General features: G+C 53.1%; 12 protein-coding genes. 6 read left to right on the top strand and 6 right to left on the bottom strand.

Going from position 1 to position 12,002, the window contains the following annotated elements:
* Positions 1-1,459: ABC1 kinase family protein (locus ACOJWD_RS04575; RefSeq protein WP_486992041.1), on the top strand; the 1,459-nt coding region annotated here is incomplete at its 5' end.
* Positions 1,460-1,795: 336 nt separating this feature from the next.
* Here ACOJWD_RS04575 and ACOJWD_RS04580 read toward each other — a convergent pair.
* Positions 1,796-2,407, bottom strand: coding sequence for a homing endonuclease associated repeat-containing protein (locus ACOJWD_RS04580; RefSeq protein ID WP_486992042.1), 612 nt, complete (start codon positions 2,405-2,407; stop codon positions 1,796-1,798).
* A gap of 139 nt (positions 2,408-2,546) precedes the next feature.
* Between ACOJWD_RS04580 and ACOJWD_RS04585 the strand changes: the two genes are divergently transcribed.
* Positions 2,547-3,128, top strand: coding sequence for an RNA polymerase sigma factor (locus ACOJWD_RS04585; protein WP_486992043.1), 582 nt, complete (start codon positions 2,547-2,549; stop codon positions 3,126-3,128).
* Positions 3,115-3,780, top strand: a complete 666-nt coding sequence (locus ACOJWD_RS04590; protein ID WP_486992044.1) for an anti-sigma factor domain-containing protein — start codon at positions 3,115-3,117, stop codon at positions 3,778-3,780. Before ACOJWD_RS04585 ends, ACOJWD_RS04590 begins: the two co-directional genes overlap by 14 nt.
* A gap of 63 nt (positions 3,781-3,843) precedes the next feature.
* Here the strand turns inward: ACOJWD_RS04590 and ACOJWD_RS04595 are convergent, their stop codons facing one another.
* Positions 3,844-4,374 (bottom strand): cyclodeaminase/cyclohydrolase family protein, encoded by a 531-nt coding sequence (locus ACOJWD_RS04595; protein WP_486992045.1) that lies wholly within the window; start codon positions 4,372-4,374, stop codon positions 3,844-3,846.
* A complete protein-coding gene (locus ACOJWD_RS04600; protein WP_486992046.1) occupies positions 4,371-5,993 on the bottom strand; it encodes a formate--tetrahydrofolate ligase in 1,623 nt (540 codons plus the stop codon). Before ACOJWD_RS04600 ends, ACOJWD_RS04595 begins: the two co-directional genes overlap by 4 nt.
* A gap of 361 nt (positions 5,994-6,354) precedes the next feature.
* Between ACOJWD_RS04600 and ACOJWD_RS04605 the strand changes: the two genes are divergently transcribed.
* Positions 6,355-7,791 carry an APC family permease gene (locus tag ACOJWD_RS04605; protein ID WP_486992047.1) on the top strand — a complete coding sequence of 479 codons (1,437 nt, stop codon included), beginning with the start codon at positions 6,355-6,357 and terminating at the stop codon, positions 7,789-7,791.
* Positions 7,792-7,832: 41 nt separating this feature from the next.
* Here the strand turns inward: ACOJWD_RS04605 and ACOJWD_RS04610 are convergent, their stop codons facing one another.
* Entirely contained in the window at positions 7,833-8,285 is a 453-nt protein-coding gene (locus ACOJWD_RS04610) for an NUDIX hydrolase (RefSeq protein ID WP_486992048.1), read from the bottom strand.
* A gap of 104 nt (positions 8,286-8,389) precedes the next feature.
* Between ACOJWD_RS04610 and ACOJWD_RS04615 the strand changes: the two genes are divergently transcribed.
* A complete protein-coding gene (locus ACOJWD_RS04615) occupies positions 8,390-8,974 on the top strand; it encodes a DNA-3-methyladenine glycosylase I (RefSeq protein WP_486992049.1) in 585 nt (194 codons plus the stop codon).
* Here ACOJWD_RS04615 and ACOJWD_RS04620 read toward each other — a convergent pair.
* Positions 8,971-9,957, bottom strand: a complete 987-nt coding sequence (locus ACOJWD_RS04620) for a DUF4097 family beta strand repeat-containing protein (protein ID WP_486992050.1) — start codon at positions 9,955-9,957, stop codon at positions 8,971-8,973. The two genes, ACOJWD_RS04615 and ACOJWD_RS04620, sit on opposite strands and share 4 nt — an antisense overlap.
* A 107-nt stretch (positions 9,958-10,064) precedes the next feature.
* Positions 10,065-10,460 carry a DUF2089 family protein gene (locus ACOJWD_RS04625; protein ID WP_486992051.1) on the bottom strand — a complete coding sequence of 132 codons (396 nt, stop codon included), beginning with the start codon at positions 10,458-10,460 and terminating at the stop codon, positions 10,065-10,067.
* A gap of 317 nt (positions 10,461-10,777) precedes the next feature.
* Here ACOJWD_RS04625 and ACOJWD_RS04630 point away from each other — a divergent pair.
* The coding region (locus ACOJWD_RS04630) for a DHA2 family efflux MFS transporter permease subunit (RefSeq protein WP_486992052.1) at positions 10,778-12,002 on the top strand (1,225 nt) is incomplete at its 3' end.

The raw sequence follows: 12,002 nt of genomic DNA on the forward strand, positions 1-12,002 counted from the left end.
AGACCAGGTGCCGGCGGCGTCGTGGGATGCCGTTAAAGTGTTAATGGAGGCGGAGTGGGGCGAGCCGATACAGACCCACTTCGAGGCCATTGAGGAGACGCCGGTGGCGGCGGCCTCGTTAGGGCAGGTACATAAAGGGATTTTGCTGGGTGGGGATGTTGTAGCGATCAAAGTGCAACGCCCCGATATTGAACGGTTGGCCGCGATTGATCTTTCAGCATTAGCAGTGGTGATGCGGGCCTTTGAACGTTTTACTCGGGCTGGCAGGCGGATAAATGCGTCTCGCTTATTCAAGGAGTTTGCCGCACTGGTCGATCAGGAGCTCGACTACCGTCAAGAAGCCCGTCATCTGGCGACCTTTCGCAAGAATTTTGAGGCCGAAGAAGATGTTGTTGTACCCGGTGTGAGAGCGGACTTTACTAGGCAGCGCGTATTTGTGATGGAGTTTGTCAATGGCCTGAAGGTGACCGACACTGAAGGCCTTCGTGCGCAAGAAATTGATCCCTTACGCATCGCCAACATTATGATTGACGCCTTCCTAAAGCAAATTGTGGTCGACGGATTTGTTCAAATTGATCCCCACGCGGGCAATTTCTTTGTCGGTCCCGGCGGTACGGTGATCTTTTTAGACTTCGGCATGATGGGACATATCCCTAAAGAAGACCTAAGCGCTGTGGGAAAGCTGATTCAGGGAGTGCTCACGAAGAACGCTGTCGTGGTTGTCGAAGCGATCGAGAAATTGGGCTTTGTGCGGGAGGATGCGTCGCGGCCCTTGCTGCGGAAAGCGGTCGCATTTCTGCTTAATCAGATTGCGGGCACTCCACTTGAACCGGGACCCGACATGGACACGGCGGTTGCTGAATTTCAAGACTTTCTTTATCAGGAACCGTTGCAATTTCCGGCCCATTATATGTTTTTAGGGCGCGCCATTGGGATGCTTTTTGGTTTAATTTCGGGGTTGTATCCCGAGATTGATTGGATGGTAGTGTTGAAGGAGCGTGCGCTCCCGCTCATCGGACGACAACAGACCGAAAGTGTCCCTGAGTGGCTCAATGCGGCTATTGGCTGGAGTGAGACGGTGTTTGGCGAAGAGCGCGGCGCGCTGGTTCGGACCGCCATGGGGATGGGATATAAAGAACTCCAAAGCTGGCTTGTCATCCCGGGGCAATGGAAACGGGTTATAGGGCAGTTGGACGGGGGAGAACTGGCGACAAAGCCAGATGTCACCGCGATTCTCCGGAGGCTGGATCGCAGCGCGGACCTAAGCGAAGCGCAGTTAGCGCTTTTCTGGGCATTTGCCTTTGCTGGAGGGGCATTGCTGTGGGAGCGGGAGTTTCCGCACTGGGAAGCGGGGGCTATTCTTATCGCAGCACTGGCCTTGGTGAACGCGGGACGATCGATGCTGTGGCGGCGTCGAGCGCGGCGGCGCATAGGGCGTGGACGAATGGCGTCACGATGATCCGGCGACTTAGCGCGCTCAGATTTCATAACAAGATATGAAGACTTCAATGTATGACGACTTCAATGATAGTGAGCGAAATGGTTAGCCGTCCATGGTGTCGATGCCCTGGTCGCGGTTTAAAGATCAATGTGACCCCAGACGATGACACATCGCGCGATGAACCGCTAATCAGCGCAACCAAAATAGACTCCCGGGGAGACGGCGGTACGTACGTTGTATGTGATTGTTCGATATTCAGATTCCAAAGATAACTGGCCATCTCACCGCGTGATCCACGTGCATTGGGCGAAATTAATCTCACGGTAGTCCGCTGGAAAGTGGCATTCAATCTCCTCAGGAGGAGATTGAATCAGATGATACATGGAGAGCTGAGGCCACTGCGTTGCGCCACCCTCCACAATATTTCTGCGCTGCCCAATATAAGGGACGGTGGGTCCGTCGAATAGCTGAATCGCGCAAGTCGGCGTTCTCTTCTGCCAGACGCCGAATCGCGGCCATCACCGAATCATACGAGTGGCGTTGCACTGCCCGGATATTGTTGGCATCAAAGCCGGCTTGAGACAGTGCCTCGGCCCATGAGCCAAAATAATAGGTTGCCGCCGATACCAATCGATTGTTCATTTTTTGCATGGCATGGGCATGCAATGAGTGGCCACTTTGCGCACTGCGACGTATCTCTTCTATAATGCGTTCACGAGTCCAATAGCCGCGATCATGACGTTTGCACCCGGCCCGACCGTTAGCCTCAGGGACCTCTGCCGCGCGTAGCGCACAATTCCAGTTGCCAAAATAGCGTCTGCCAGCCGCTAATAGCGAGGCGTCTTCTTGAGCTAGCGCCTGAGGATTCAGAGCCCAACCATTGTCGTACCGGGTTCGAATTAACAGAATGATGCGCTCTTTGGACCAATGTTTTCGGGGTTCGTCAAGAGAGTTCAAATTTTTCATTCTATCCCCACCTCGTCAAGAAAGTTGTATCATACTTCCATACGTATTAGCCATAGCTAACGGATCAGTTTATAAAAAAGTTTTTTAAAGTGATCCTTTTGGCAGACGTTTTCGTAGAGTATTTTTAGAGGACAAGGGGATGGTCACGGCGGGAAACCCATTTGAACCCTTGAGCGCAGAAGATCTCTTACATCGAATCCAAAGTGGACAATGGGAGGCCCTGCGGGAGCTATACCAGCGCTACAGCGCTGGTGTTTATCAATTAGGGCGCCGTCGATTGAATGACGAGCGCGCAGCGGAAGAGGTGGTTCAAGACGTCTTCCTGCGCGTCTGGTACCATGCCAAACGCTGGGATCCAGCCAGGGGAAGTGTTGATGCTTGGATTTTTGTGATTGCCCGTCATGTGGTGTACGATTATTTGAGACAAGTCAAGAGTCGCCCGGATTTGAGTCGTTTTGATTATGCGATCAATGAAATTGCTGATCCCGATGATGATATCCGAGAATTTCTTGATGTTGAGTCGATGAATGCGATGTTAAGTTCCCTGTCGCGTGAGCAGGCACTCGTGGTACGTCTCATTTATGTTGACGGTCTTTCCACAACGGCGGTGGCCAAGAGGTTGAATATTCCGGTCGGCACCGTCAAGAGTCGGATGCGGTTGGCGTTGGACCACCTGCGCAAGCATTTGGAAATGGAGGAACACTCCGATGGAACATTGTAATGCGGAGTCGATGTTGTCGAAGTATTTCAACGGTGAGCTGGAAGGAATCGAACAAGATGAATACTTGCAGCACGTGAGTGAATGCCCCGATTGTCGACAGCAGTTTCAACGGAGTCTTCTATGGGCAGATGCGATGATATTTGAACTATCTGACGTGCCGCCTCCACCGCGGGTCTTGAAAAATATCGAACAACAGGTGAGGCGTGTTCGCCGCTTCAATATTCCCCGTTCGAGGGTGATGGGGTTGGCTCTGATTGCCCTCTTGGTGGGTTTAGGGCTCGGGAAGGTTTGGAGTCAGCCCCATGTCACGGTATCTCGGGCTGATGGTCCGGTGGTGGTGGCTCTTCAAAAACCATATCCGGGGAAGACCGATGGTCAGGTGATGGTGTGGAGAGCCTCCTCAGAATTAGCGATTACCGTAGCGCATCTACCTGCGCTGCAAAGTCATCACTTGTATGAAGTATGGACGATTAGTAAATCCGGGGCCCGGGCGCTTGGCCCGTTGCATCTGAATAAGAATTATGGTTGGTTTCAAGGACACAGTGCATTGACAGCGCGAGAGCACCTGGTGATCTGCATTGAACCTCAGGCTTCAGCCAATCAATGGCCAGGGCCGGTCGTGCTTTCGGCGACGATGCCCGCACCGGGATAGTCATGAGACGAGGTCACAAGTTCTTATGTACCCGAAAACGACCCCCCACAGCTATTGCCATTGCTAGCCTAGTTGGCGTAGGGCCGGATTAGGAATCGATATCAGGTCCCTGGCGCGCGCCGTCATGGAGGGGCTTGTGCCTTCCAAATTCGCTTCGATGATGACGAGGACACTTTGAATCGCTGCGCTGAAGAGATATTGCGCTGTCATGCGGTCGGGTGTCGCTTGCTGGACAGTATCAAGTAGCGTTTGTTGAAGAAAGAGGATTCCCTGCCGCGCATGATGAAGGATGGCCAGCGGGATGCGCGTAGCTTCGTCGTAGGTCTTTTCCGATGGATGCCGAAGGATGCCTGCATAGGCTTGAACATCGGATGCACTTAGCTCTTTTAGCATGGTCGTCGTATTTAATGCTCTTTCCACAAGGTCGTCCATGGACCGTTCCCGAGAATGTTTTTGCGCTAAGCCGGCAACCATGGCGTTTAGAGCCCAACCCATAGCAGCGGCATAGCCAGCTGCACTCCCTCCGCCAAAGAGGGCCGAGGGAGTCGCAAGACGATCTAAATAGCTCGTTAAGGTGAGGTCGCGAGAACTCACGAAAGGCCTTCCACTGCCCCGTCATCACGTATCCTGACTCGATAAGCGGCCGGTTCTTTGGGTAATCCCGGCATGCGGACCATGGATCCGGCCAGCGGGACAATGTACCCGGCGCCGCGCGCGATTTCTACATCGCGAATGTTAAACGAAAAGTGTTCGGGACGTCCTAATAAGTGGGGATTATCGCTGAGCGAATATTGAGTTTTGGCCATACAGATGGACAGATGGGATTCTCCCCAGGCTTCGAAACGCTGCAGTTTTTGTTCGGCCGCTGCCTCAAAGATGACGTTGTCGGCCCCGTAAATGTGCTGAGCGATGCGCTCAATTTTTTGCTTAAGGGGCAGCTCTTTGTGGTAGAGGGGCGCAAACTGTGGCGATTGGTCCATGGCGGCAATGACCGCACGGGCGAGGTCTAGCGCTCCTTCTCCCCCCTCGGTATACACTCGACAGACAACCATTTGAACGCCTATGTCTTCGCAATGCTGTCGGAGCCACGCAATTTCCTGGACGGAATCATCGGGAAACTCGTTCAGGGCGACCACGTGTGGTAGGCCAAATCGGGTCAGATTTTCAAGGTGCTTATCCAAATTCCGTACACCTCTTGCAAGCGTCTCAAAGACGCTGCCCGAGCCCGCACTGCCTTGGTATTTCAACGACCGTAGGGTGGTGACGATAACCGCAGCGTCGGGCGCAGTGCCCAGGAGAGGAGCCTTAATGTCTAAGAACTTTTCTGCTCCGAGGTCGGCCCCGAAACCCGCTTCGGTCACCATGATGTCCGAAAATCTCAAGCCTGCTTCCGTCGCGATGACGCTGTTGCAACCGTGAGCAATGTTGGCAAATGGGCCGGCATGGACAATAGCCGGCGTGTGCTCGGTCGTTTGCACGAGGTTGGGCATAATGGCGTCGGTGAGTAGGGCTGTCATGGCAGGAGCGGCACCGAGCGAATCCACCGTCACGGGAGCCATTTTTGCGGAAGCAATGACCATGCGCGACAACCGATTGGTGAGGTCGGGAAGGTCGTGGGCAAGGGCCAAGATGGCCATCACTTCCGAGGCAGCAGTGATATCAAATCCGCCTTCGCGCACCGATCCATTGCCACGCCCAAGTCCCGTGACCACCTGTCGCAGTGCGCGGTCGTTTACGTCTAAGACCCGTTTCAACGTGATTTGAGTTGACTTGAGCGAGAGGCGGCTGCCATGAAAAAGCTCATTGTCTACTAATGCCGCGAGTAAATTATGAGCCGCGGTAATGGCGTGAAAGTCGCCATTAAAGTGTAGGTTAATGTCATCCGAAGGCAGAATTTGCGATTGACCTCCCCCCGTGGCACCTCCCTTTAGACCAAATACCGGTCCTAACGACGGCTCGCGCAGCACCGCCGTCGTTAGATGGCCGAGTCGATTTAAAGCCTGCGAAAGTCCAATGGATACGGTGGTCTTTCCTTCCCCTTGGGGAGTGGGATTGGTAGCCGTCACCAAAATCATTTTGGCGCGCCGGGGTTTTTCATAGATGATGGAAAGAGGGAGCTTGGCCTTGTAGTGACCATAGGGGATAAGATCTTGGGCCGAAATGCCTAGCATGGCAGCAATGTCCTGGATTGGGGTGAGCGTGAATGGTGGCATGTGAACCTCCTCGAATAATATCCCCTTTATGATAGCATGTCGAGGATGGGTGAGACCAAGTGGCAAGAGGGCTAACGGATGGAAAGTGCAGTGCCCACCAAAAAGCTCTTTGAAGCAATCTATCGACGAAGGACCACAATGTCGGTATACTGTCGTGGTTATCTTTCCCCAGAGTTTTTACCCTATCACTTTTAACGTCTAATCCGTTCGTTGGTGTATCGAATCGTCCGCAAGCTGAAAGTAACGTGATTCGTATACCCAGATTGAAACCGATTCGGCGTTGTCTGAAAAGCAGGGGCACAATAAAGGATCGGGGAGCCGGCCAAGAGGATGGCCACGAAAAGTAGGAGGAATGGACGAGATGAAAGACCGCAAGGTCGACTCTCTGGATGCGAATGTTTTAGGTAGTCTCGACTCAATCATTATGGCAATTGCCGGTAGTGCTCCTGCCTATTCGATTGCTGCATCTACCGCGGTATTGGTAGGGGCGGTAGGACTTATGGGCCCGGCGGCCTTGTTGTGGTGCGGCATTCCAATGTTCGGAATCGCGTTTGCGTTTTCATATTTGGGAAAAACGGAAGTCAATGCGGGTGCGAGCTACGCTTGGGTGGCGCGATCGATGCACCCGTTTTTTGGATATCTCGCCGGATGGGCGCTTTTGGTGTCTGCCACACTCTTTATGGTTGCCGGTTCGTTACCAGCCGGCTCGGTAACGCTCGCCCTGTTTCATTCTGGATTGGCCAATAATACCTTGTGGGTGACGATTGTCGGCGGATTTTGGTTTCTCTTCATGGCGATTATGATTATGGTCGGCATTCGGATTACCGCCCGTGTCCAATGGATTATGTCATCGATTGAAGTAGTCATACTGCTAGTGTTTGCGGTGTTGGCGATGGTACATGCGGGCTATCATGCTCGCATCCCTTTTTCGTGGGGATGGTTTGGGTTCCATGGCTTTCATTCGATGAGGGGATTTGCTAGTGGAGCACTAGTAGCTGCCTTTTATTATTGGGGATGGGATGTGAGTGCGAATCTCAACGAAGAAACGAAGCAGTCAAAAACCACACCCGGCCGAGGAGGGCTCATCGGCGTCGTCATCGTGTTTCTACTGTTTGAGATTTTCACCGTCGCGACCAATGTCACACTACCCGCTCATGAGATTACGGCCAATCCAGCCGATGTGTTGTCTGTGCTCGGACAAGCTATTTGGCCCGGCATAGGCGGGCGCCTCTTAACCTTTGCTGTTATGTTATCGACCATCGCGACACTCGAGACCACGCTCATCCAAGTCACGCGTTCGTTGTTTGCCATGGGACGCGACCGGACGGTACCCAGTGGATTTGCTCGGGTGCATCCGATATGGCGAACTCCGTGGGTGGCAAGCGTCGTGGTCGGCTTGGTTTCGTTGGTGCTCTTTGTGACATCGAACTTTGTAGGCTCAGTCAGTACGGTGATGACCGATGCTATTAATGCTATTGCCATTCAAATTGCCATTTATTACGGATTGGCGGGATTTTCGGTGGTGCTCGCCTATCGACGATTGCTGACGCGCTCGGTGGCTAATTTTGTGTTTATTGGTCTATGGCCCCTGGTTGGAGCCGTCTTTATGTTTTGGATCATGGTGGAGTCACTCAATACGCTGTCGTTTACCACCATTGCGGTGGGATTTGGTTCGATGGCTCTCGGACTGATCCCGATGGCGATCTATTGGGCGCGTGGCTCCACCTATTTCCGACAAACGCCGTTGGTGTCGGTGACGGCAGAGGAACCGGGAGATGGGGTCGGGACGTCTTGGTAGAATAACGGTACATGACCCTTCGCGAGATTGCGATGCTGAGGCTAGTCTTGGGCCTCACTCCAATAGCGCAATAGACACTGTGCCATATGCGGTGCCATGGGGAGTTGTCGGCTCGTCATGGCATCCGCCCAAAGTGACTCACTATGTTCAGGGTGGGAAAGGTCCTCGGTGCTTTTTACGGTGACTTCGAAGTTCCACTCCCTGGTCGGGCCAAATTCCCCTGGGTAATCATAATATCCGCAATAGCGTCCAATCTCGGTGAGTTCGTAGTGGGTTTCTTCGTAGAGTTCGCGAACCAGAGCGTCGGCGATGGACTCTCCAGCGTCGAGGTGGCCTCCAGGTATTTCCCAAAGGTTTGGCATATAGTCGTCATAGCGTCGCTTGAGCAGAAGAATGGTCATGTTGCGAGGAAGAAAAATTCCCACACAATGTGACATAATGTTCTCAGTGTGGGCTGCAGCGATGAGTTTACGATCCAGTGATTGAGACAGCACTGACACACCTCACCTTCGTTGAGTAAAATGAGTGTACCAGAAATGTCGACAAGAAGTGCTTATCCGCTTCGCACCCGGAGTTTGGTATCTAGGGAGGGAGTTCGGTGTTGCAGTTGGAGAGATGTGGGTGGGCCTTGTCCCACCCGTTGATGATGGAGTACCACGACCAAGAGTGGGGGGTGCCCACCCGCGATCGGATCCGACTGTTTGAGTTTCTCATTCTTGAGGGCGTTCAAGCTGGGTTGTCGTGGATGACAGTGTTAGGGCGTCGTGAACGGTATAGAGAGGCACTCAATAATTTTGACCCCGCACTCGTAGCGGAATACGGGCAAAAGGAGATTGATGAATTACTCTCGTTTCCCGGACTCATTCATCATTCTAAGAAAATTTTTAGCCACGTGACTAACGCGCGACGTTTTTTAATGGTGGAGCAAGAGTGGGGAGACTTCGCGCAATATCTCTGGAGTTTTGTCGGCAACCGCCCGGAAATTCACCATTATGCATCAAACCAGGACCTACCCTCTACCAGTGCGCTGTCGATTGCACTGAGCCAAGACTTAAAGCGGCGGGGCTTTCAATATGTGGGCCCGACCATTTGCTATAGCTACCTTCAGGCAACAGGACTGGTCATGGACCATATTACGACCTGCTATCGATACCGGGAACTGGCTAGACCGACAGAGAATTAGTCCTTGCCAGGGTGGTCCACAGCGTTAAGTAGTCTGTCTGCTTCTTCCACCGTGAGATGACCCTCTTGGAGCTGTCGCAAGATCGCCCACTTCGGGTCCGTCTCTCGCGACGGTAAGCTGTGCTCGGCACTCGCGCTGTCCGGGTCATGAGGAGTAGTAACATCGGCGTGTTGCGATAAGGTGATGGTGCCACGACGGGTCTCTAGAGAGATCGTGCCCGCGCCGTCACCCACCATGCCTACGAGTCGCTCGCCTCTTTGCGGGCCTGAATGACCGACCGGAATAAGCGGAAGGTGGGAGATAATGCGACCGTGATTGGTACTAGCCTCTACCCGTACGCCTAGCCCATAGGGGAAGGAAACATTGATTCCGCCATGATTACGTACCGTCGCTGAAAGGTGTTCCACCCGCCCATGAACCGTGATGGATCCAATACCGACTTCCAGTTTAGCGTCGGTTACGGCGCGTTCTTCTACCAAAATCTTACCCAGCCCGGAATTAATCTCAAGACGGTCTATGCGTCCCTGCTGGATTTCGACATCACCCATTCCGGCACTAATGTCAACCATCCCACGACCCCAGTTCCACTGCACGTCACCCTTGCCCGCATTGATGTCGTATGAGCCCTCGCAGTAATCTCCCGTGATGGGTCCGAGTCCGGCATTAATGTGAGCTGTGCCTCGCACTTGCGTAAGTGTACAGCGCCCCATGCCCACGTTGCAGTCGAATTCGGCATGAGAACGGGAGACTGCCAAATTACCTTTGCCGACATTGATGTCCCACTGTCCCATCACCTCGCTTACCTGGCAGTCGCCCGCTCCGATGTTCAGGTCGGCTTTCTCCGCTACAAGGCTTGTGACGCACAGGGGCCCGCGCGAGATATCTGCCTGTAGCGATTGAAGCCGCTTAGGGAGCGAGAGGCTAAGGTGAACGGGCCCTGGCAGGCGCTCGAGGTCAAAGACCACAGTGTCGTTCTGATACATAGGGATAATCTCCGTGTCGCACTCAAAAATTACGGAGTCCGTGGGACTATTGCTGATGCTTATGGAGCCGCGTTTCACTTTTACAATGGCGTGTGAGGGGGACACCTTTAGCTCTCCTTGTCCGACATGGCGTTGAGAAAGTCGAGAGCGTCTTGCAGGGTACGTTGCCCCGCCGCCACCTCTTCAAGGACGGTCCGTCGATCAGGAGGAGGCGGGGCATCCTTTTCTATTTTGGGAGACGGGGCATCTTGAAACGCATCTACGAGGTCGTCCAACTTATTACGGACAGTAGGATACGAAACGCCCAAAATACGTTCAATTTCCCGAAGATTTCCGCGGGACACCACAAATAGGCGTAAAAAACTGAGTTGCTCCTCGCTTAAGTTTAGCGTCGGGTGGTTGTCAAAATGACCGCGTATTTCAATGTGGCAGTGCGGACAGGTAAATTGCGTCACTTCTAGGGAGTGCCGACAACTGGGACAACTGCTGATGTACGATGCCATAATCTTCCCCCTTATAGTGTTTAATGTAACATGGACAATGTTCAGCTTTGAATAATCATATAACAAAAAAGCAAAGGCGTGGTTCCGAGGTGCGTCGATCGAGGTAAAATAAAGTCGCTGTGAGATCGGATGGGAAGTGAGCACGATGAGGGTGGAAGGCCAGGACGTGCACTTTTGTGCAACGTGTGTCTGGATTGAACATGTGGGTCCAAAACGGTATCGCTGTCGCCGCCTGGGATATGAGACCAATCCGCGGTGGAAGTTTCACTGTTGGACTCCTCGGGAACGGTATCGAACAAAAGGAGAGGACACGTCACATGAATGACTCGGTGACCAATCGGCCGAATTTGGCTCTGGCCGTGATTGTAATTGGGGTGTTGATTACTGCAGTCGATAGTACCATCGTAGTACTGGCACTTCCGACCATGATGCGCGATTTACATGCGGCATTAAGTACGGTGGTCTGGATCGTCATGGCTTATTTGTTAGTGATTACGTTGTTGGCTACGCAGGTGGGAAGGCTTGGAGATATGTTCGGTCGTGTTCGGATGTACGAACTGGGCTTTGTCATTTTCGTGATCGGGTCGATGTGGTGCGGCCTGTCTACCGGCTGGATAGTTTTAGTGTTGGCGCGGGTGGTGCAAGGCATAGGTGGCGCTCTGGTGAGTGCCAATTCTGGAGCGGTGATAGCCGATGTGTTTCCCCCCGAGTCACGAGGAAGGGCCTACGGATATAATTCCATTGGCTGGAATCTCGGAGCCATTTTAGGGATCTTATTGGGGGGGTTCATCACCACCTATTTTTCATGGCGCTGGATCTTCTTTATTAACGTACCCATTGGTGGACTAGCTTTAATCTTGGCACTGTACGTGCTGAAGGAACGGACCCAGCAGACCAGCCGTCGGCTGGACGTTTTTGGCCTCGTGACCTTGGGCATTGGGCTGGCCAGTCTATTGATCGGCATGACACAACTCTCATCGCATGGATGGGATGGTGCCGAAGCCTTGTTGTTTGGGGTGGGGATAGTTTCGCTCGTAGCCTTTGCGCGTATCGAGTCAGAGCAAATCGATCCTTTACTCCAGTTGGCGTTGTTTCGAATTCGCGTCATTACATTTTCTTTGTTGGCAGCCTTTTTTCAAGGGCTGGGAGGATTTGCGGTGCTATTTCTCGTGATGATGTATCTTCAGGGGGCTCGTGCTATGACACCGCTAAATGCGGCCTTGCTGCTGGTTCCCGGATACCTCATTGGCGGAGTGACGGGACCGATTGCTGGTCGCTTGACAGATCGCTTGGGGTCGGTGCTGCCAGCCACCATCGGTCTGGCTTTGCAGGCGGTGGCAGTGCTCATATATGCCCAGCTACGAGGCGCTACCCCGCTATATTGGATTGTGGTGGCGAGTGTGATTAATGGCATAGGTTCAGGAGGATTTTTTCCATCCAATAACGCCGCGGTGATGAAAGGCGCGCCCAGGGGACAATATGGCATTGCCTCCGGGATGTTGCGCACCTTTGCCAACATTGGCATGGTGATGTCTTTTGCAG

It is taken from the genome of Sulfobacillus sp. TH-112 (genome assembly GCF_057473405.1).